The organism is Stenotrophomonas sp. 278 (assembly GCF_003935715.1).
Classification (GTDB): domain Bacteria; phylum Pseudomonadota; class Gammaproteobacteria; order Xanthomonadales; family Xanthomonadaceae; genus Stenotrophomonas; species Stenotrophomonas maltophilia_AH.
Genome location: NZ_RHPP01000054.1, coordinates 1 through 21,870, shown reverse-complemented (window position 1 = coordinate 21,870; position 21,870 = coordinate 1). Strand labels below are relative to the sequence as shown.

Sequence of the window (21,870 nt, the reverse complement as noted above, 5' to 3'; positions counted from 1 at the left end):
GCTCGTTCATCTGGAGCGTGGCCTTGCAGGAATAGGGGTCAGGCAGCGGCGGTGGCGGCAGGCTGTTCGGCCGTGACCTGGCGCTGGCGCAGCAGGCGGTTGGCCACGTCCAGCCAGGCCAGCGCCGAAGCCTCGATGATGTCACGGCTGGTGCCGGTGCCTTCGTACTCCACGCCCTCATGGCGCACGCTCAGGTTGGCTTCGCCGCGTGCATCGGCCCCGATGCCCACGCTGTGCACGTGATAACTGTCCAGATGCAGCTGCACGCCGGTGGCGGCCGACAGCGCACCGAACAGCGCGTCCACCGGGCCATCACCCTGCGCGGTTTCGGCCACGCGGTTTCCGTCCGGATCGGACAGTTCGACCAGCGCATTGGCGCGGCTGCCGACATCGCTGATGGTCATCGAGGCCAGGCGGTAGCCGTTCTGGTTGCTGCTGCCCTGCATCAGTGCCTGCAGGTCGGCGTCGGTGACCACGCGCTGCTGTTCGCACAGCGCCTTGAACTGCTCGAACACCAGCTTCAGCTCTTCCTCTTCCAGCCAGAAGCCCAGTGCACGCAGACGCGCTTCGACGGCGGCGCGGCCGCTGTGGCGGCCCAGCACCATCTGCGAGTTCTCCCAGCCCACGTCTTCCGGCCGCATGATTTCGTAGGTGCCACGGTGACGCAGCATGCCGTGCTGGTGGATGCCCGATTCATGCGCGAACGCGTTGGCGCCCACGATCGCCTTGTTGCGCTGGACCGGCATGCCGACCAGACGCTGCAGCAGCTGCGAGGTGGAGACGATGCGCGGGGTATTGATGCGGGTGTCTTCCTCATAGAAGGCATTGCGGACCTTCAGCACCATCGCCAGCTCTTCCAGCGAGCAGTTCCCGGCGCGTTCGCCGATGCCATTGATGGTGCATTCCACCTGGCGGGCACCGCCTTCGATGGCTGCCAGCGAATTGGCGACGGCCAGGCCCAGGTCGTTGTGGCAGTGCGCGCTGAAGATGATGCGGTCGCTGTCCGGTACCCCGGCGATCACCCGCTGGAACATGCCGCGGATCTCTTCCGGGGTGGTGAAGCCGACCGTGTCCGGCAGGTTGATGGTGGTGGCACCGGCGGCGGCCGCCACGCGGGCGACCTCGATCAGGAAGTCTTCTTCGGTGCGGGTGGCGTCCTCGGCGGAGAACTCTACGTCGTCGATGCAGCTGCGGGCCAGGCTGACATGGCGATGTACCGACTCCAGCACCTGCTCGCGGGTCATGCGCAGCTTGTGCTCGCGGTGCAGCGGGCTGGTCGACAGGAATACGTGCAGGCGCGCATTGGCGGCCGCTTCCAGCGCCTTGGCCGAGGTCTCGATGTCGGCCTGCAGGCAGCGCGACAGCACCGCCAGGGTCGGGCGGCGCACCTCACGGCCGATCAGAGCCATGGCGTCCCGGTCGGACTGGGAACTGGCCGGGAAGCCGGTTTCAATGACGTCCACACCCAGTTCGTCCAGGGCGCGGGCCATGACCAGCTTCTGCTGCGGGCTCATGCTGCAACCGGGGGATTGCTCGCCATCGCGCAGGGTGGTGTCAAAAATTCGAATGCGGGGGGAGTTGGGCGTAGTCACCAGGAGGTCTCCTCGACAGGGGTGCTGGAATGGGTAGGAAGTGAAGATGAAGAAGTAAGGGTGGGGGTCGGTAGCGCCGGCCGTTGGCCGGCCAACGCGGTCTCGCGGTCCGACCCGGTCGGTAGTCGCGGGCGCTCACTGCTGCGTCGTCGCGGCTTGCGCGGCGCGCGCGGGCGCACCTCGCACAGCAACTGCGCAAGTACAGCCGCATCGATGTTGCCGCCGGAGACCACCGCGCACTTGCGCTTGCCGGCCACGCGGCGACCTGCGGCCAGGGCCAGTGCGCCCGCTCCTTCGGCAATGACATGTTCTTCCAGCGCCAGCCGCACCAGGGTTTCGCGCAGCTCGGCTTCGCGCACGATCACCACGTCGTCCAGCAGCGCACCGCACAGGCGACGGGTCAGGAAACCTGGAATCTTCACCTTCACGCCGTCGGCGAGCGTGGCCGCCGGGGCGATTTCGCGCACGTCGCCATTGATCGCGCGGGCCATGGAATCCACGCCTTCCACCTGGGCCCCGACGATGCGCACGCCCTGTGACTTCAGCGCCAGCGCCACACCCGAGGCGAGGCCGCCACCGCCAATCGGCACGATCACCACGTCCGGTGCGTGCGCAGCCAGTTCGATGCCCAGCGTGCCTTGGCCGGCGATCACGTCGGCATCGTCAAACGCCGACAGGAAACGGTAGCCGTTCTGTTCGGCCAGCTGCCGGGCAAAGGCGTAGGCTTCGTCGTAACTGTTGCCGTGCTGGCGGACCGTAGCGCCCCAGTGGGCCACTCCGGCGATCTTGGTCGAAGGGGCACCATGCGGCATCACCGTGATGGCCGGGATGTTCAACCGGTACGCGGACCAGGCCACGCCCTGGGCGTGGTTGCCGGCCGAGGCGCAGATCACCGGCCGCTCGTCGCCGCGCTCGCGCCCGGCCAGCAGCGCGTTCAATGCGCCACGGACCTTGTAGGAACCGGTGCGCTGCAGATTCTCCAGTTTCAGCCAGGTGCCGAACCGCTCTGCATAATGCAGCGGCGTGGGCGGCAGGAACCGGCGCAGCCGCGCCTGCGCGGCCAGCACATCGGCAACGCTTACGTCGCCTACATCCGGTTCCTGCGGGGCGCGGCTAGCCCGCATTGCTCTCCCCCAGCGCACTGATCCGCACCGAAACACAGTCGTAGATCTTCTCGATCTGGCGACACAACGTCTCCGGCGGGCGGCTGCCGTCCACCACCAGCTGCAGGTGCCAGCGGCCGTCGTCGGCGGCATTGGGCGCGCCGGCGATCGCGCGCGGCGCAAAGCCGCGGCGTTCGGCCATGCCGATCACGCGCAGCAGCGCGCCTTCGGCGGGAACCAGCACCAGGTCAAGCCGGTATTGCATTGGGAATCTCCTGGGTCTGGTGAGCGGGGTTGCTGTCCAGCATGGTGCTGTTGGCATTGTTGGGCGGGACCAGCGGCCAGACGTTGGCGCGGGCATCGATGGCCACGTGCAGCAGGGCTGGACCCGGCTCCGCCAGCAGCGCGGCCAGTCCGCCTTCGACGTCGTCGCGGGCTTCGATGCGGGTGGCCGGAATACCGAACACCTTGGCCAGCGCGGCGAAATCCGGGTTGTCGGACAGGTCGATCTCGCTGTAGCGCTCGGCGAAGAACAGTTCCTGCCACTGCCGCACCATGCCCAGCGAACTGTTGTCCAGCAGCACGATCTTTACCGGCAGGCGGCAGCGGGCAATGGTGGCCAGTTCCTGCACGTTCATCATGAAGCTGCCGTCGCCGGAGACCAGCACCACGGTGCGGTCGGGGCAGGCGAACTGCGCGCCCATCGCCGCCGGCAGGCCGAAGCCCATCGTGCCCAGCGCGCCGCTGGTCAGGTGATTGCGCGGATGATTGAAGCGACAGTGCTGGGCGACCCACATCTGATGCTGGCCGACATCGCAGGCGATGATCGCGTTGGCCGGGGCAACCTCGCTCAGGCGCTTCAGCAGCGCCGGCGCGTAGATATGGTTGCCCGGTGCGTCGTAGCGGGCGGCGAAACGCTCGCGGTTGCCCGCACAGCGCTTGCGCCAGGCCTGCTGGCCGGCGGGGGCGCTTTCCACACCGGCGGTCAACGTGCGCAGCGCGGTGCCGACGTTGCCGGGGACGGCGATGTCGGCGCTGCGCAGCTTGGATATCTCATAGGCGTCGGCGTCGATGTGGATCACGCGTGCGAACGGCGCGAACTCGGCCAGCTTGCCGGTGGCGCGGTCATCAAAGCGTGCGCCCACGACCACCAGCAGGTCGCTTTCCTGCACCGCCATGTTGGCCGCGCGGGTGCCGTGCATGCCCAGCATGCCCAGGTAATGCGGATGCTGCGCCGGCAGCGCACCCAGGCCGCGCAGGGTCAGCACGGTGGGGATGGCGGTGGTGTCTACAAACGTGCGGAAGTCCTCGACTGCATCGCCCAGGGCAATGCCGCCGCCGCCGTAGATCACCGGCTTCTCGGCTGCGGCAATCGCTGCCAGCGCCTCGGCCAAAGCTTCGTTGCGCGGCGCGGCCGGCGGATTCACGGTTTCCGGGACGTGCACCGGCAGATGGCTGGCATCGGCGATCTGCACGTCCTTGGGCAGGTCGATCAGCACAGGCCCGGGACGGCCCTCGCGGGCGATGCGGAAGGCCTCGCGGACCACGTGTGGCAGGTCGTCGACCGAGCGCACCAGCCAGCTGTGCTTGACGATCGGCAGGGTCAGTCCGAACACGTCCAGTTCCTGGAACGCGTCGGTGCCCAGCAGCGGGGTGGCGACCTGGCCGGTGATGCAGACCATGGGCACCGAATCGAGCATGGCATCTGCGATGCCGGTGACCAGGTTGGACGCACCGGGGCCGGACGTGGCCACGCATACGCCGACCTTGCCGCTGGCGCGGGCGTAGCCGTTGGCGGCCAGCGCCGCGCCTTGTTCGTGACGGACCAGGATGTGCTTGAGCCTGGAATCTACCAGTGCGTCGTAGAAGGGCATGATGGTGCCGCCCGGATAGCCGAACAGCGTGTCCACGCCTTCGGCTTCCAGGGCCTGCGTCAACCAGCGAGCGCCGTTGCGGGGCGCGGTGCTGTGTGCGGAGGTGTTCATGCGGGAACCTTTCTGAAGCGGTGGGGGAGGCCGCGCGGTTACGCGGCTTGACTTTGCAACCAGACCATCTTGGCGCGCAGTTCCTTGCCTACCTTTTCAATCGGGTGTTCCAGGTCGGCCTGCTTGAACTTGTTGTAGTTCGGCAGGCCCGCCTCGTACTCGGCTACCCAGTTCTTGGTGAAGGTGCCGTCCTGGATGTCGGCCAGCACCGCCTTCATGCGCTCCTTGGTGCCGGCATCGATCACTCGCGGTCCGCTCACGTAGTCGCCGTACTGCGCGGTTTCGGAGATGAATTCCAGCATGCGGGTGATGCCGCCTTCGTAGAACAGGTCGACGATCAGCTTCAGTTCGTGCAGCACTTCGTAGTAGGCGATTTCCGGCTGGTAACCGGCTTCGACCAGGGTTTCAAAGCCGGCCTGGACCAGCGCCGAGGCACCGCCGCACAGCACCGCCTGCTCGCCGAACAGATCGGTTTCGGTTTCTTCCTTGAAGGTGGTCTGGATCAGGTTGGCGCGCGCACCACCCAGGCCGGCCGCATAGGCCAGCGCGTATTCGGACGCCTTGCCGCTCTTGTCCTGGTACACCGCCCAGATGCACGGCACGCCACGGCCGATCTCGTACTCGCGGCGCACCAGCGCGCCCGGGCCCTTGGGCGCGACCAGCACCACGTCCAGGTCTTCGCGCGGAGCGATCATGTTGAAGTGCACGTTCAGGCCGTGCGCGAACAGCAGCACCGCGCCCTGTTTCATGTTCGGGGCCAGCACTTCTTCGTAGAGCTTCTTCTGCACCATGTCCGGGGTCAGCACGGCGACCAGGTCGGCGTCCTTCACCGCGTCGGCGGGTGCCTTGACGGTGAAACCATCGGCCTGCGCCTTGATCTCGGTCGGACCGCCCGGACGCAGGCCAATCACCACGTCGAAACCGGATTCACGCAGATTCAGTGCGTGGGCGCGGCCCTGGCTGCCGTAGCCGACTACAGCGATCTTGATCTGGGGCAGGTCGTTGGTGCTCATCGGGGTGGTCCTTTGGGAGGGGGAAACGAAAACGAAGGGTTCTGAAACGAAAAAACCCGCGCCGGGACCGGTGCGGGTTCTGATGGATTGCTGGCAGTACTGCTTACACGCCGATCCGTCCCGCACCTGTGGGCTGGGTAATAAGTACGAGTACAAGGAGCGAACGGATCGAGGCCGCACCAGGGCTGGCGTGCTCGATGGATTCGTGGATGGGCGTGTGGCGTCGCAACATGTGATCGAGAAAACCACAGCGGTTTTGGCGGTGTCAACCGTGCAGGGACAATTTCCAACAGTTTCGCCTGTATCCAGCGCAAACCGTTGTCGCATAAGGATGGTTGCGGGTGAAAGTGTTCCCGTGAACCAGGATTCAAGTATTGAAGGCAGGTTTCCGCGCGGATTATCGGTAGGAGGGTGTGTCGTACATGACCAATGTCGGATGTGCGGCGAACGCCGCTGCGGCGACCATCGCTCTGCAACCATCCTCAGGAATTCTTCGTGTCCCGATCCCTTGCCCGCGGCCTGCTGGCCGCTGCCCTGCTGTGCGCCCTGCCGACGTTGTCCACCGCCGCTGACCGGGTGACCGGCCGTGACTTTGCCACCCGTTCCGAAGTGATCGCGCCGCATGCGATGGCGGCCACCTCGCAGCCGCTGGCGACCCAGATCGCGCTGGATGTGATGAAGGGAGGCGGCTCGGCGATGGACGCCGCGATTGCCGCCAACGCGGCGCTGGGGCTGATGGAGCCGACCGGAAACGGCATCGGCGGCGACCTGTTCGCGATCGTATGGGACCCGAAGACACAGAAGCTCTACGGCTACAACGGCTCGGGCCGCTCGCCGAAGTCACTGACCCTGGGCGAGTTCCAGCGCCGCGGCCTGAAGGAAATTCCCGCAACCGGGCCGCTGCCGGTGTCGGTGCCGGGCGCGGTTGACGGCTGGTTCGCGCTGCATGAGCGCTTTGGCCGCAAGCCGATGACCGAGAATCTCGCGCCGGCGATCCGCTATGCGCGCGAAGGGCATCCGGTGGCGGAAGTGATTGCGTACTACTGGGACCGCTCGGTGCCGCGCCTGTCGAAGTATCCGGGATTCAGCGAACAGTTCACGATCAACGGCCACGCCCCGCGCAAGGGCGAGCTGTGGAAGAATCCGAACCTGGCCAACACGCTGGAGCAGATTGCCCAGGGCGGCCGCGACGCGTTCTACAAGGGCGATATCGCGCGCACCATCGGTACCTACTTCAAGGCCAACGGCGGCTTCCTGAGCTACGAGGACATGGCCAGCCACCATGGCGAGTGGGTGGAGCCGGTCAGCAGCAATTACCGCGGCTACGACGTGTGGGAGCTGCCGCCGAACAGCCAGGGCATTGCCGCGCTGCAGATCCTCAACGTGCTGGAAGGCTACGACTTTTCGAAGATCGCGTTTGGTTCGCCCGAACATGTGCACCTGTTCACCGAAGCCAAGAAGCTGGCCTTCGCCGACCGCGCGCGCTTCTACACGGATCCGGCGTTCCATCCGGCCCCGGTCGCCAGGCTGGTTTCGAAGGAGTATGCGGCTGAGCGCCGCAAGCTGATCTCCATGGACAAGGCGTTGAAAGAAGTGCAGCCGGGCACGCCGAAGCAGTTGCAGGAAGGCGACACGATCTACATGACGGTGGCCGATGCGGACGGCATGATGGTGTCGCTGATCCAGTCGAACTATCGCGGCATGGGCAGCGGCATGGCCCCGCCGGGGCTGGGCTTCATCCTGCAGGACCGCGGCGAGATGTTCGTGCTGCAGAAGGACCACCCAAACGGCTACGCGCCGGGCAAGCGCCCGTTCCAGACGATCATTCCGGGCTTCGTGACCAAGGACGGCAAGCCGTGGATGAGCTTTGGCGTGATGGGCGGCGCGATGCAGCCGCAGGGCCATGCGCAGATCGTGATGAACATGGTGGACTTCGGCATGAACCTGCAGGAAGCGGGGGACGCGCCGCGCATCCAGCATGAGGGCTCGACGGAACCGACCGGGCAGGCCACGGCGATGAGCGATGGCGGCGAGATCAACCTGGAAACCGGCTTCCCGTATGAAACCGTGCGCGCACTGATGCGCAAGGGCCACAAGGTCACCTTCGCCGACGGCCCGTATGGCGGCTACCAGGCGATCCTGCGCGACCCGGAGACCGGCGTGTACTACGGCGCGTCCGAAAGCCGCAAGGACGGTCAGGCGGCGGGGTACTGAGTCCGCGCGTAAGGCGGCGTCTCTGATGTTCCGTGCGGGAATGCCATCGGGCAGCCCCGCTCCGAGACACGCCGCAAGTACGTCCATGTAGGCTACTCCACGGCATCCATGCCGTGGAGTGTCTCTCCGGGGGCTACCCGATGGCATTCCCCGATGGATTGCGCGATGCGGACCCAAAACCCCCTCACGAGTCCGCCCGCGCCGCCTCATCCCGCGTCTCTTCCTGCGCGGCAATCTCGCGTTCGATCCACGCATCCATCATCCGGCGCGCGCGCTGCGCACGACGCCGCTGCAGGTTGTATTCCATATCCAACACGCGATATAGGGACACCATCACCAGCAGCATCAACAACGCGAAGGGCAGGGCACTGATGGTGATCATTCCCTGCAGCGCATCCAGTCCACCCGCCAACAACAGCGCACCGGCAATCAAGGCGATACATACGCCCCAGGTCACCTTGCGCGACAACGGCGGGTCACCCGCCTCATCCGTGGACAACGTCGCCAACACCAGCACCGCCGAGTCCGCCGAGGTCACGAAGAAGATCATCAGCAGGATCAACGCCACCACCGACAGCACTGCCGGCATCGGCAGGCTGTCGAACATGGTGAACAGCACCGTCTCGTAGCCGTTGCTCAATGCCTGGGCAAGGTCCACGTGGCCGAAGATCTGCGACCACAGTGCAGTACCGCCGAATACCGAGAACCACAGGAAGCCCAGAATGCTCGGCGCGATCACCACGCCCAGCACGAACTCGCGGATGCTGCGGCCCAGTGAAACGCGCGCAATGAAGGAACCCACGAACGGTGCCCAGGCGATCCACCACGCCCAGTAGAAGATGGTCCAGTCCGCCACCCAGGTGCTGCCCGAGAACGGCGACATGCGCAGGCTCATCGTCACCAGCTGATTGAGGTAGGACCCCACCGTGGTGGTGAAGGTGTCGAAGATGAAGCCGGTGGGACCGAGCACCAGGATCAGTGCCAGCAGCAACGCGGCCAGGCCGAGGTTGATGTTGGACAACCACTTGATGCCACGGTGCACGCCGGTGGTGGTGGAGGCCATGTACAACACGAACGCAACGGCGATCACGGTCAACTGCACGGCGGGCGAAGACGTGATGCCGAACACCCGTTCCAGGCCGGCAGCGATCTGCACGGTGCCGAATCCCAGCGTGGTGGCCACGCCAATCGCAGTGGCCACCACCGCCGCCACGTCGACCACGGTGCCGATCCAGCCGCGATGGTGCGCCCCGATCAACGGCTGCAGCAGGTCGCTGATGCGGCCACGTCCGTTGCGGTTGAACTGGAACCACGCCATCGCCAACCCGATCAACGCATAGATCGCCCAAGGATGCAGACCCCAGTGGAAGAACGCGTACCGCATTGAAGCGCGCGCCGATTCCATGCTCTGCGGCGGCAGGCCTTCGGGCGGCTTGACGAAGTGCGAGATCGGCTCCGCCGCGCCCCAGAACACCAGGCCGATGCCCATGCCGGCGGCGAACAGCATCGCCATCCAGCTGGCGTTGGAGAACTCCGGCTCAGCGTCTTCACCGCCGATGCGCAGCGAACCCAGTCGCCCGAAAGCGAGGTACAGCAGGAAGGACAGGGTGATGAACACGATCAGCAGGTACAGCCAGCCGGCGCTTTTGATGATCTGCGCGACGCCGCCCTGCACCACGTCATTGAAGGGCCCGGGCAGCAAGCCGGCGAGCAGGACCAGCGCAAGCACCAGGGCGATGGAGATGCGGAACACCATGGCGGAATCTCCGTACAGAAGGCGGGCCGCCGCGTGCGGGCCGGCGCGGGAAGTCTAGCCAGCCGCACGTCAGCGGCCTGTTCACGCCGCCGGGCAGGTGTGGTCCAATACGCCCTGAAGCGGGGGTACCGCGGCCATCCGGCCACGGTTGAGACAGTCCCATCGAACCTGATCCGGCTCATACCGGCGTAGGGAAGCTTCGTATCTGCCGATGCACCGCGCCGCAGGGTCCCCGCACCCGAAGACCGTCCGCGTTGCGTTGGCCGTGCGCCGCCGCTTCGTCCTTTCCGTGCAGTCCCGCGCGGAAATCGATCCAGGACGAGGCCCCATGAACGCACACCCTTCCACCCTTCAGCAGCAGACCCAGGCGCTTTCAGAGTCGGTGACCCAGCCGATATCCGGCTCGCGCAAAGTTCACGTACCCGGCTCGCGGCCGGACCTGCAGGTGCCGATGCGCGAGATCGCACAGGCGCGCACGCCCGACAGCTTCGGTGGGGGAGAGAACCGGCCACTGACGGTGTACGACACGTCCGGTCCCTACACGGATCCGGACGTACGGATCGACCTTTCTCTGGGGCTGGTCGCGCTGCGTGCCCCATGGCTGGCCGAACGCGGCGACACCACGACGCTGGACCGACTGAGCTCGGCCTTCGGGCAGTCGCGCGCGCTGGATGCGCGCCTGGACGCGGTGCGCTTCCCCGCGCGGACCACGCCGCGACGCGCGTTCCCCGGGGGCAACGTCACCCAGATGCACTACGCGCGGCGCGGCATCATCACCCCGGAGATGGAGTTCGTTGCGATCCGAGAGAACCAGCGGCTGGACGAGGTGGCCGATGCGGCGCTGCGCCGCCAGCATCCAGGGCAGTCGTTTGGCGCGTCGCTGCCGGCACGGATCACGCCGGAATTCGTGCGTGACGAGATCGCGCGCGGCCGTGCCGTCCTGCCGTGCAACATCAATCATCCCGAACTCGAACCGATGATCATCGGGCGCAACTTCCTTACCAAGGTCAACGCCAACATCGGCAACAGTGCGGTGTCCTCCGGCATCGCCGAGGAGGTGGAGAAGCTGGTGTGGGCGATCCGCTGGGGGGCCGACACGGTGATGGATCTGTCGACCGGAAAACACATCCACGAAACCCGCGAATGGATTGTCCGCAACTCACCGGTGCCCATTGGTACGGTGCCGATCTACCAGGCACTGGAAAAAGTGGATGGCCGCGCCGAGGACCTCAACTGGGCCGTGTTCCGCGACACCCTGATCGAGCAGGCCGAGCAGGGCGTGGACTACTTCACCATCCATGCCGGTGTGCTCAAGGATCTGGTGCCACTCACGGCGCAGCGCGTCACCGGCATCGTGTCGCGGGGCGGTTCCATCATGGCCAAATGGTGTCTGGCACATGGGCGCGAGAACTTCCTGCACACCCACTTCGAAGAGATCTGCGACATCATGAAGGCCTATGACGTCAGCTTCTCGCTGGGTGATGGCCTGCGCCCCGGCTGCATTGCCGACGCCAACGACGCGGCCCAGTTCGGTGAGCTTGAAGCACTGGGTGAACTGACGAAGATCGCCTGGAAACATGACGTGCAGACGATCATCGAAGGCCCGGGTCACGTGCCGATGCAGCTGATCAGGGAGAACATGGACAAGCAGTTGCGCGAGTGCGGCGAGGCTCCGTTCTATACGCTGGGTCCTTTGACCACCGACATCGCGCCGGGCTATGACCACATCACCAGTGCCATCGGTGCGGCGATGATCGGCTGGTACGGTACGGCGATGCTCTGCTATGTCACGCCCAAGGAGCATCTGGGCCTGCCCAACCGGGAGGATGTCCGCGACGGCATGATGGCCTACAGGATCGCAGCGCATGCGGCCGACCTCGCCAAGGGCCACCCCGGTGCACAGGTGCGGGACAACGCACTCAGCAAGGCGCGCTTCGAGTTCCGCTGGGAGGATCAGTTCAACCTGGGGCTGGACCCCGAGAGGGCCCGCGAATTCCACGATGAGACCCTGCCCAAGGACGCACACAAGGAGGCGCACTTCTGCTCCATGTGCGGACCGCACTTCTGTTCGATGAAGATCAGCCAGGATGTGCGCGGGCACGCCGCCGTCATCCCGTCGGGGCCGGTTCCGGGCTAATCTGCGCCCATTACCAGGGGCGGAGAGGCGATGGGCATTGCACGGACCACCAAGTGGCTGGCCATTGCCCGCCGTCACCCTTCGGCCTGGCTGCTCGCCGTACAGCTGCTGGGGGTGCTGCTGTACCCGGCCATGGACGAGGCAGGGGCCAGTCGCGCGCTGTTCGGTGCGTTCGGCATCGCGGTGCTCGGGCTGGCGCTGTGGGTGGTGAGGCGCAGCCCGCTGGGCATGTGGCTGGCGCTGCTGCTGGCGATTCCGTCGGTGATCTTCTCGATCACCGGCGCGCTGCTGGGGCGGCCCGCGCTGGTCATTACCGCGCAGCTGCTTGAGTCGCTGTTGTACTTCTACACCGCCGGCAGTCTCATCGCTTACATGCTCCAGGACCACAAGGTCACCCGTGATGAGCTTTTTGCCGCAGGGGCGACCTTCACCCTGCTGGCCTGGGGCTTCGCGTTCGCATTCGCGGTCTGTCAGCAATGGTTCCCTGGCAGTTTTGTCGCCAGCAGCGAGAGCGAACTGCGCACCTGGATGGAGCTGCTTTATCTGAGCTTCAGCTTGTTGTCCGGTGTAGGGTTGAGTGACGTGGTGCCGGTGCACCCGCAGGCACGTGCACTGGTGATGCTGGAACAGTTCGCGGGCGTGATGTACGTAGCGCTGGTGGTGTCGCGGCTGGTCGGACTGACCATGCTCAGGCGTGCACGAAACTGAATGTTGGCTAATAAAAAACTGAATGCCACATAAAAATTTCGCGCCCGAAGGCGCGAATAGTGCAGCAATTTATGGGTTTTCGTCGGCGAGAGAGAGCCTGATGTTGTCTGCACGCACAGGCGCAGTTAACCGGCATAGGCTAGTATTCGCGCCCTTCGGTGTATTTGCTTCAGGCAGCTACGCCGTTTGCGGAATCTGGCGGTTCGTTGATCAGCACATGATTGGATGAAGGCTGCGTTCCTGTTGTCACAGTTGTTTTGCGTACTAATGGAATGATCAGCCCCGCGAGTGAGACAACGCCTGCCGATGTGATCCTGATCGGCGAATGCACGGTCACGCTGTCCCTGCGTGAAGTGGTCGTGCCCGGTGCGCGTCGTCCGCGTCGTCTTACCCCGAAGGCGCTGGGTGTCCTGAAGGCCTTGATGCGGGTTCCGGGCGCGGTGGTGAGCCGCGACGAACTGTTCGCCGAGGTGTGGCCGGACACCCTGCCTACCAATGACGTGCTGACCCAGGCGGTCACGCAGCTGCGCAAGGCGTTCTCGGGCGACGACGAGAGCGGCATCGTTTATATCGAGACCATCGCCAAGACCGGCTATCGCCTGGTGCAGCCTGTGAGCGAGCCCGTGCGTTCGTCCGAACCGGCGGCCGAGGCGGCCATTGAACCCGTCGTACCGGTTCAGGACGAGGTGCCTCCGGCCGCGGCGTGGACGCCCCGCCCGCGCAGCCTGTGGCGGCGCGTCCGGCGCTATGTCTACCTGGTGCTTGGCCTGACGATGGCGATCGCACTGCTGGTCATGGCGGCACTGCTCAGCCAGCGCAGCGCACCGGTCGCGGCGGGCGGCGGTGTGCTGGAAGACGGCAGCCGCGTGGTGGGCAGCCCACCACGGCCCTATCGCCTGATCACCGCTTCAGCGGGCTTTGAGACCTATCCCACGGTTTCGCCAGACGGCTCCCAGGTGGCCTACGAGGCCGAGAACGCAACCCGGGATGGCAGCAACATCAAACTGCAGACCTCCGGCAATGCGCCGGCCCGGGTGCTGGCCGAAACGCCTGCCGGGTATGCCGACCGCTTCCCGAACTGGTCTCCGGATGGACGCGAGATCGCCTTTGCCCGCTTTGGGCCGGAAGGCAGCTGCGAGGTGCTGCTGGCCAGCGCGACCGGTGGCGCGATCCGGCACCTGACCCGCTGCGACGGCACGGAACTGCTCAGCTTCGACTGGACCCCGGACGGTCGCGGCATGCTGTTCGGCTCCATGGCCGGGCGCTATGCGCATCGGGGCATCCGCGTGCTGGACATCGCCAGCGGGCAGTGGACGGCCATTGATTACCCGGTGGCCGATGACAGCTTCGATTACGCACCGCGCTATTCGCCGGACGGTCGCTGGATCGTGTTCGTACGCAATCCGCAGATCGGCGATCTGTGGCGCATGCCGGCCGGCGGTGGTGCGCCGGAGCGTTTGACCAACGACCTGGCCGAGATCCGCGGCTGGGCCTGGCGCAGTGACAGCCGCAACATCGTGTTTGGACGTCGGGTGGACAGCGAGTCGCGCCTGTACGAGCTCGACACCCAGAGCCGCACGTTGCGCGACGTGGGGGTGGATGACGCCGAATCGCCCGCGCTGTCACGGCACAACAACATGCTGGCATTCGTGCATCGGCGCGCGCAGTTCGGCCTGTTCCGGGTGCCGGTCGTGGACGGCAGGCCGGGTAGGCCCGAGCGTCTGTTCCCCTCCAGTGGGCGCGATGCCCAGCCGATGCTGGCCCCAGACGGCCGGCAGATCGCCTTCACCTCGGACCGCTCCGGCAGCTTCGCGCTGTGGTGGGTCGACCTTTCCCGGCCCGACTCGCTGCGACCGGTGGAGGGTCTGCTGCCGGAAACCCGACAGGCCCCGGACTGGTCGCCGGACAGCACCCGCCTGCTGGTATCCGGTCGCGATGCCCAAGCCCGGCCGGTGATCTACGAGGTGTCGCCGCGCGACGAGCAGGTGGTGGCGTTGCCCGTGCCCGTCGCGCAACCGTTGCAGGCGTTGTATGCCGGCGACAACGCGCATGTGCTCGTCGTGGAGCGCGACCAGAACGAACAGCTGAAGTTGTCGCTGTTTGATCGACGGGTCACCCCGTGGGCGAGGCTGGGACAGATCGACGGCGTCTCCCAGGCGCGCTTCGACCCGGCCGGCCAGCGCGTGTTGTTCACCCGGCTCTCGGCCGGTGGCCTGTGGTCGGCCGACGCCCGGCTGACACCCGAAAGCGTCCAGCAGGTCAGTGAGGACCGTCCCACCCGTTGGCGCTACCGCGCGTGGGCGGTGGCGCGCGACGGGAGCCTGGACTATCTGTCCAATCGCGCCGACTGTGCGACCGGGTTTGCCCGCATCAACGACGCCCGCGAGCCCACCGAGTACTGTCTGGACCCGGACAGGCTGAGCACGAGCAACGGCTTCAGCGCGCAACCCGACGGCAGCGCCCTGTACCTGCCGCTCGCGGTGGCCGACGGGGCCGATATTGGCGTGATGACCCTGCCCGAAAGCCCCCGTCCGATGTTCCTGTCAGTCTCCAACCTGTTGTTCTGGAAAGGAAAGTAGCTTTCGTGGTTCTTTCGTGAAGGTATCGTGATGATTTCGGATGAAACTCGTCGAACCTTCCTGACGCCAGCGACCTGACTTGGCAAAACGGTAGCCCCGTAACGGCAAACCCGGCTCAGTCATGCGTCAGCTTTCCCTGGCCGATCGAGGCCAATCGCTCAACCTCGACAAGATCGTCGACGACGGTCCGCTGCCCACCTGCCTGGGTGTGGCCCGGCTCGGCAGCCTGCAGACGGCCGGCACGACCTTCACCGTGTGGATGCAGCTGCGTGGCAGCGCCTGGGTGGAGTCGAAGGAGGGCAGGTTCCGCTTGCGCCAGCGTGAGTGGATCGCCTTCGAGAAGGAATCCAAGCCGATGATCCAGGCCGGGCGCGACGGCCTGAGCATCGGACTGAGCCTGACCCCGGACGCGCTGCGCGCGCTGGGCGAACTGGCCGACTGCAGCCTCTACGCCGGTCGCGGCAGCATGAGCCGCAGTGAAGTGCGGGTGGCGCTGCGGCTGTGGCGCGACGCCCTGGCCAGTGGCCAGCCGGCGCAGGCACTGCGTCCGGTGCTGCTGCATCTGGCCTCGCTGCAGCGTGCCCTGGCCACCGGTGTGCAGCGCTGCCCGGGCCGTTCGCGCATCCGGAAGCGGCAGGTGTTCGGCCGCATGCAGCGCGCCCGCCTGTACCTGGAAGGCAACAGCCATCGCGTGGTGCGCATCGGCGAACTGGCCGAATTGACCAACTTCAGCAGCTGGTACCTGTCCAAGACCTTCCAGAGCCTGTACGAAGAAAGCCCGCAGTCGCTTTCGGCAAGACTGCGCCTGGAGCGTGCGGCGGACCTCCTGCGTGATACCGACATGATGATCGGTGAAGTCGCGGCGGCCAGCGGTTTCGACAACTGCTGCAGCTTTGCACGGGCCTTCCGCGCGCGTTACGGCCAGTCGGCGTCCGGGTTCCGCGAGACCGGCGGAATTGTCCCGCCAAAGTCAGCAAAGTCTTCGGTGGCATCGCGCAAATAATTAACCGCAACGCAATCGTAACGTTCCGAGGCGGTTTAACACGCTACTAACGTACCTTGGAGAGAAAAATGAATTTCCGTACTCCCGCAGTGCGCCTCGGCCTGCTGCCGGCCGGTATTGCCCTGGCGCTCGCGCCGAGCTTTGCCTCGGCGCAGGAAGCTGCAGCGGGCACCACTGACCTGGATCGCATCTCGGTCACCGGCTCGCGTATCCGCGGTGCCAACATGGAGACCCAGCAGCCGATCCTGACGATGACCCGTGAATCCCTGGAAAAGCAGGGCTTCTCGAGCGTCGCCGACGTGCTGAACAACCTGACCTCGGCCGGCTCGCCGGCCATCTCGCGTTCGGACTCGCTGTCCTCGGGCGAGAACGTGGGCGGTTACTACGTCGACCTGCGTAACCTGGGCGCCCAGCGCACCCTGGTGCTGATGAACGGCAAGCGCCTGGGCGCGACCACTGCCGGTTACCAGGACCTGGGCCAGATCCCGATGTCGGCCATCGAGCGTATCGAAGTCCTGAAGGACGGCGCTTCCTCGATCTACGGCTCCGACGCCATTGCCGGCGTGGTCAACGTGATCACCCGCAAGAACTTCGATGGCGGTGAAGTCAACGTCTATTTCGGTCAGTACGACCAAGGCGACGGTGAAAACCAGCAGTATTCGATGACCCTGGGCGCTACCGGTGAACGCGGCAGCATGACCCTGTCGGCCGAATACTCCAAGCAGGATCCGGTGTGGGCCAAGGACCGCTGGTTCAGCCGTGACGGCGGCAAGGGTCCGAACTCGACCCCGGCCGGCGACTGGAGCAATGTTGGCCAGAACAGCACCTGGTGTGACCCGCGCGTGTGGGGCGACTGCAAGCCGCGTCCGCAGGACCAGCCGCAGCCGGAGTGGTACACCCTCAACGCCGGTGGCAACCCGAACAATCCGGCTGATTACCACCTGCTGACCCCGGCCGAGTACGCCAACTCGAACGAGCAGATGAGCGTGCTGACCGGTACCGAGCGCAAGTCGCTGTACGTCAACGGCACCTATGACTTTACTGACACCATCAGCCTGAACGCCGATGTGCTCTACAACGAGCGCAACACCGATCAGCAGATTGCCGGCTACCCGTACCAGTCGCTGTCGTGGGGCCTGCCGCTGTCGGGCGAAAGCGCCTTCAACCCGCTGCCGGCCGCTGCCAACCGTCAGTCGGTTGAATTCCGTCGTCGCCTGTGGGAAGTGCCGCGCACCACCGAAAGCCAGCTGAAGACCCTGCGCTTTGCGCCGACCGTCAGCGGCTACTTCGAATTCGCCGGCAAGACCTTCGATTGGGACGTCGGCGCGCTGTGGAACCGCAACGAGTCGATCAAGTCCAACCACGGCGACATGAGCCTGATCGCTGCAGAACAGGCACTGGGCCCGTCGTTCATCGGTGCCGACGGCATCGCCCGTTGCGGCACCGCGGACGATCCGATCCTGGGTGACTGCCGTCCGTGGAACCCGCTGCTGCCCTACGGTGTGGATGGCCAGGGTTCGCTGGCGAACCAGGAACTGCAGGACTTCCTGTTCCCGGTCTACACCACTCGTGGCGTGACCAAGACCACCAGCTTCACCGCCAACCTGGCCGGCTCCATCGTGACCCTGCCGGCCGGTGACCTCGGCTTCGCCGTGGGCGTGGAGCACCGCAAGGAAGAAGGCAGCTACGTGCCGGACGCCTTCTCGCAGTCGGGCATGTCGACTGGCCTGGGCCAGAAGCCGACCCGTGGTGAGTACGATCTGAACGAGGTCTACCTCGAACTGAACGTGCCGATCCTGGCCGACATGGCGTTTGCCAAGGAACTGACCCTGAATGTCGCCAGCCGTTACTCGGACTACAGCAACTTCGGTGGCACCACCAACAGCAAGTTCGGTCTGACCTGGCGTCCGATGGATGAGCTGCTGGTCCGCGGCACCTACGCCGAGGGCTTCCGCGCTCCGACCATCGCCGACCTGTACGGCGGCCTGAGCTCCAGCTTCGAGCGTTACATCGATCCGTGCGGCATCACCGCGCCGGGCAGCGTCGCCGGCAGTGCGGCCTGCATCAACGGCGGTGCGCCGGCCAACTACACCCAGCTGGGCCAGGGCGGCAACGTCTGTGGCAGCCTGCCGTGCCAGTCGGGCGACCAGTTCATCTCGGGTGCGAACCCGAACCTGTCGCCGGAAACCTCCAAGAGCACGACCTTCGGTCTGGTCTGGAGCCCGCGTTGGGTGCAGGGTCTGGACGTCTCGCTGGACTGGTACCGCTACGAAATCAGCGACATGATCATCGACGACTCCGTCGATCGCATCCTGCGTGATTGCTACGTGCTGGGTAACACCGACCGTTGCAGCAGCGTGACCCGTGCCGCCGACGGCCACATCAGCGCCATCACCTACGGCACCGCCAACCTCGGCAAGATGGAAACCGAAGGTTACGATCTGGGCATCAAGTACCGCCTGCCGGAACTGGCCATCGGTCAGTTCAACATCGACTGGCAGACCAGCTACCTGTCCAAGTACGACGAGCAGAACCAGAACTCGGCCGGCGACAACATCATGATGGGCCTGGTCGGTCAGGATGCGCTGTTCCGCGTGCGTTCGAACCTGAACGTCAACTGGGCGCTGGGTGACTTCTCGGTCAACTACACCGCGCGTTACTACTCGGGTCTGAACGAAGACTGCATCTCGATCGGCTGCACCGATCCGGATCGTTACGCCTACGGTGAAGCGGCTCCGCTGCGCAAGACCGGTGCCAACACCTTCCACGACCTGCAGGTGAGCTACAAGGCTCCGTGGGATGCGACCATTGCTGTCGGCGCGAACAACGTGTTCGACCACAAGGGTCCGCTGATGTACTCGCAGCAGAATTCGAGCTTCGCCTACTACGGCGGTTTCGATATCGGTCGCTTCCTGTACATGAAGTACACCCAGCGCTTCTGATCCTTGAAGCTTTGGTAAGTTGAAAGAGAAGGGCGGGCCGCGAGGTCCGCCCTTCTTCTTTGATTCGGAGCGTACCGACCAACAGTCGGTACCTACCGCGCACGCAAAAAAAAAAGGCGCGCCTTGCGGCACGCCTTTTTTCTTCGTGGCGTACCGACCAACGGTCGGTACCTACCCGCCTGTTCGCTTCGCGATCAGGCTTCCGCGGCCACCAGCCCCATCAGGCCGTTGGCGTGGTCGCGCCACTGCGGCAGCTTGGCCAGCACGCCGGCGCGCTGCAGGTACTCTTCGTCCACCGGATCGCCGTTGACCAGCGCCAGCGCGACATGCACCGCCCCGGTCACCCAGAAGCTGCGGGTGTTGGAGCGCTGCGGCTGCAGATGGAAGGCCACCGCTTCGATGATCGGCATGGGCAGGCCCCACAGGCCCAGCAGGTAGGCACCCGCTTCGGCATGACCTGGACGCAGGTCGCTTTCGCTGGCGGGTTCGGTTCGCTCGTTGCGGACGCCCGGCAGCAGCAGGCCGATGTCGGCCAGCAGGGCGGCGGTTGCGCCCAGTTCGGCGCTGGATTCCGGCAGCAGCTTGGCGGCCAGGCGCGAGGCCATCAGTGCGCGCTGCTGCAGCGAATTGCGCTCGCCCACCGACAGCGGCGAGGCCGAGAACACCTCGCTGGCCAGCACCAGGTCACGCAGCGTGGCCAGGCCCAGCCGGGTCACCGCGCTGCGCAGGTCGGAAATCGTGCGGCCGCTGTTGTAGAACGCCGAGTTGGATAACTGCAGCACCTTGGCCGCGATGGCCGGGTCGGCCGAAACCAGCTTGGCCACGTCGGCGGTGTCGGTGTCGTCGTCGTGCTCCAGCGCCTGGGTCAGGCTCAGGTACAGATGCGGCGGCGACGGCAGCTTTTCGATACGACCAATGGCGCTGCGCAGGCGTTCGCTGTCGAGCAGCTCGCGCAGCTCCTCCAGACTGGTCAGCGCTTCCAGCAGTACTTCCGGGGCCAGCGGCAGCGGCAGGAACCGGTGCGCCACACCGATCAGGCGGGCCGGTGGCGGGCGGTTGCCCTGGGCCGCTTCCACCAGCGCAATGCGGATGGTTTCCGGACGCAGGGTACGGATCTGGCCCAGCAGCGTGGTGGCGGTGAGATCGGGCAGGGCAGGGCAGGCGATGACCGCATCAACCGGCGTGGAGGCCACGATGCTCATCGCCGATTGGCCATCGGCTGCGGTCAGTGGCTGCCACTCTTCCCCAAGATCGGCAATGAATTCGGTCAGCTCAGCCGACAGGCTGGCTTCGTCCCCAACAAGCAGAATACGCACGACACAATCCCCTGAATGACCACGGTGAAACGCACCATGGACGGTGTATCTGACGCAATGTACCTAATCCGGCACAAATAGTGATGTGCCGCATGCAAAAAACGTGATGGCCATCGCTCCGGTGACCCGCACCGGAGCGAGGCGGTTCAGGCTCAGGCCTGGCCGTCGAGGTAGCGCTGGTGGGCATCCTTCAGGATCTGCTTGGCTTCGGCGGCACCGCCCCAGCCATCCAGCTTGACCCACTTGCCCTTTTCCAGGTCCTTGTAGTGCTCGAAGAAGTGGCCGATGCGCTCCAGCCAGTGGCTGGAGACCTGCTCGATGTCTTCCACGTGGGCGTAGCCACTAAAGATCTTGGCCACCGGCACAGCGAGGATCTTTTCGTCACTGCCGGCTTCGTCGCTCATCTTGAGCACGCCGACCGGACGGCAGCGCACCACCGAGCCCGGCACCAGCGGCAGCGGCAGCACCACCAGCACGTCGGCCGGGTCGCCGTCGCCACACAGGGTGCTCGGCACGTAGCCGTAGTTGCAGGGGTAGCGCATCGGGGTGGAGAGGATGCGGTCGACGAAGATCGCGCCGGTTTCCTTGTCCACTTCGTACTTCACCGGCTCGGAATCCTTCGGGATCTCGATGATGACGTTGATTTCTTCCGGCGGGTTCTTGCCGGGCGAGACGAGTTCCAGACCCATGGTGTGCTCCGAGAGGGGGGTGTTGGCGTAAGACCACCCATTTTATGCCTTTGCTGGCCGGCGTGCAGGTAGGCCCAGCCCGACCCTGCGCTCCGGCATTCTCCGGGTCTGTGATTCGTCCTGTTCTTATCGCCCACGGGCCGAGGCTCGCGCACGCTGGAACCTGGCGCGCCGATGCGCCGGATCCCGCCAAGGAGCGTGACAATGACCCCTCATCAACCTCTGTTCAATGTGACCGCCGGGCTGCTGGTGGCTCTTCTGATGTCCGGCACCGCGGTGGCCGCAGAGCCGGCGGGTGCCCCGGCCTATGTTGATCTGGTCGACTATCCAACGTACTACGCGCAGGGCAGGGCGTTCAACGACCTCAAAAGTCGGCTTCACCATGGGTTCGGTGAAGTCTGCCCGGACACACTCTGCGAAGGTGAGTTCACCGACTACCAGCCATTGAAACTGCGCTGCGCGGTCGAAGTGGCCACCGGCACGGTCAGCGAATGCCGTTGGGCCTTTGCCGCCAGCGAGCTGGATGTGGACCCCGCCACCGGCCAGGTCGGAGGGCCGCAGCCGCGCTGGCTGTGTGCGTTGCCGATTCCCGCAGGGACCGCGGTGCCTGTGTTCTTCGCCGCTCTGGAGGGGCCGCGGGCCATCTTCCAGACGCTGCCCGGTGCGCGGCAGAGCGTGTTTGAAGCCATTGCCGATTGCGTGGGACGCTCCGGCGCGCGGTAGCCGGCTGCGTCTCCGCCGCAGGCCGGTTAGCCTTGGGCGATGGATGCCCTGCTGACCGCTGCTGCGCGGGACCTGGCGGCCGGCGATGTGCTGGCTGCGCTGGGCAGGGT

At 65.6% G+C, this 21,870-nt stretch carries 15 protein-coding genes and 1 riboswitch; of the genes, 7 read left to right on the top strand and 8 right to left on the bottom strand.

Features of this window, described 5'->3' with window-relative positions:
• Positions 1-38: 38 nt before the first annotated feature.
• The 5 genes from EGJ34_RS10780 to ilvC are packed head-to-tail and all read right to left on the bottom strand — an operon-like array spanning position 39 to position 5,693.
• On the bottom strand, positions 39-1,595 hold the full coding sequence (locus tag EGJ34_RS10780; protein ID WP_125360478.1) for a 2-isopropylmalate synthase: 1,557 nt from the start codon (positions 1,593-1,595) through the stop codon (positions 39-41).
• Entirely contained in the window at positions 1,589-2,716 is a 1,128-nt protein-coding gene (locus tag EGJ34_RS10775; protein WP_125360477.1) for a threonine dehydratase, read from the bottom strand. Before EGJ34_RS10775 ends, EGJ34_RS10780 begins: the two co-directional genes overlap by 7 nt.
• Positions 2,706-2,960, bottom strand: coding sequence for an ACT domain-containing protein (locus tag EGJ34_RS10770; protein ID WP_125360476.1), 255 nt, complete (start codon positions 2,958-2,960; stop codon positions 2,706-2,708). Before EGJ34_RS10770 ends, EGJ34_RS10775 begins: the two co-directional genes overlap by 11 nt.
• Positions 2,944-4,680 (bottom strand): acetolactate synthase 2 catalytic subunit, encoded by a 1,737-nt coding sequence (gene ilvG / locus EGJ34_RS10765; protein ID WP_125360475.1) that lies wholly within the window; start codon positions 4,678-4,680, stop codon positions 2,944-2,946. Before ilvG ends, EGJ34_RS10770 begins: the two co-directional genes overlap by 17 nt.
• Before the next feature lie 38 nt (positions 4,681-4,718).
• Positions 4,719-5,693 (bottom strand): ketol-acid reductoisomerase, encoded by a 975-nt coding sequence (gene ilvC, locus EGJ34_RS10760; protein ID WP_125360474.1) that lies wholly within the window; start codon positions 5,691-5,693, stop codon positions 4,719-4,721.
• 495 nt (positions 5,694-6,188) lie between these two features.
• Here ilvC and ggt point away from each other — a divergent pair, with 495 nt between their 5' ends.
• On the top strand, positions 6,189-7,907 hold the full coding sequence (ggt, locus tag EGJ34_RS10755; protein WP_125360473.1) for a gamma-glutamyltransferase: 1,719 nt from the start codon (positions 6,189-6,191) through the stop codon (positions 7,905-7,907).
• 184 nt (positions 7,908-8,091) lie between these two features.
• On the opposite strand, the gene EGJ34_RS10750 is transcribed toward ggt, so the two are convergent.
• A complete protein-coding gene (locus EGJ34_RS10750) occupies positions 8,092-9,663 on the bottom strand; it encodes a BCCT family transporter (RefSeq protein ID WP_125360472.1) in 1,572 nt (523 codons plus the stop codon).
• Between the two features lie 111 nt (positions 9,664-9,774).
• Positions 9,775-9,876: riboswitch (TPP riboswitch) on the top strand.
• 115 nt (positions 9,877-9,991) lie between these two features.
• Between EGJ34_RS10750 and thiC the strand changes: the two genes are divergently transcribed.
• From thiC to EGJ34_RS10725, 5 genes are all read left to right on the top strand, one after another.
• Positions 9,992-11,800, top strand: coding sequence for a phosphomethylpyrimidine synthase ThiC (gene thiC, locus EGJ34_RS10745; protein WP_125360471.1), 1,809 nt, complete (start codon positions 9,992-9,994; stop codon positions 11,798-11,800).
• Between the two features lie 30 nt (positions 11,801-11,830).
• Positions 11,831-12,508, top strand: a complete 678-nt coding sequence (locus tag EGJ34_RS10740) for an ion channel (RefSeq protein ID WP_125360470.1) — start codon at positions 11,831-11,833, stop codon at positions 12,506-12,508.
• A gap of 272 nt (positions 12,509-12,780) precedes the next feature.
• Positions 12,781-15,087: a winged helix-turn-helix domain-containing protein gene (locus EGJ34_RS10735; RefSeq protein WP_125360469.1), complete on the top strand. Its 2,307-nt coding sequence runs from the start codon at positions 12,781-12,783 to the stop codon at positions 15,085-15,087.
• Between the two features lie 121 nt (positions 15,088-15,208).
• Positions 15,209-16,090: a helix-turn-helix transcriptional regulator gene (locus EGJ34_RS10730; RefSeq protein WP_125360468.1), complete on the top strand. Its 882-nt coding sequence runs from the start codon at positions 15,209-15,211 to the stop codon at positions 16,088-16,090.
• Positions 16,091-16,158: 68 nt separating this feature from the next.
• Positions 16,159-19,032 carry a TonB-dependent receptor gene (locus EGJ34_RS10725; RefSeq protein ID WP_125360467.1) on the top strand — a complete coding sequence of 958 codons (2,874 nt, stop codon included), beginning with the start codon at positions 16,159-16,161 and terminating at the stop codon, positions 19,030-19,032.
• A gap of 194 nt (positions 19,033-19,226) precedes the next feature.
• Here the strand turns inward: EGJ34_RS10725 and EGJ34_RS10720 are convergent, their stop codons facing one another.
• Together EGJ34_RS10720 and ppa are read right to left on the bottom strand one after the other, a co-directional pair.
• Positions 19,227-20,348 carry an HDOD domain-containing protein gene (locus EGJ34_RS10720; protein ID WP_125360466.1) on the bottom strand — a complete coding sequence of 374 codons (1,122 nt, stop codon included), beginning with the start codon at positions 20,346-20,348 and terminating at the stop codon, positions 19,227-19,229.
• 152 nt (positions 20,349-20,500) lie between these two features.
• Positions 20,501-21,037 (bottom strand): inorganic diphosphatase, encoded by a 537-nt coding sequence (gene ppa / locus EGJ34_RS10715; protein WP_125360465.1) that lies wholly within the window; start codon positions 21,035-21,037, stop codon positions 20,501-20,503.
• A gap of 204 nt (positions 21,038-21,241) precedes the next feature.
• On the opposite strand from ppa, the gene EGJ34_RS10710 reads away from it, so the two are divergent.
• Positions 21,242-21,760: a hypothetical protein gene (locus tag EGJ34_RS10710; protein WP_125360464.1), complete on the top strand. Its 519-nt coding sequence runs from the start codon at positions 21,242-21,244 to the stop codon at positions 21,758-21,760.
• The last annotated feature ends 110 nt before the right edge of the window (positions 21,761-21,870 follow it).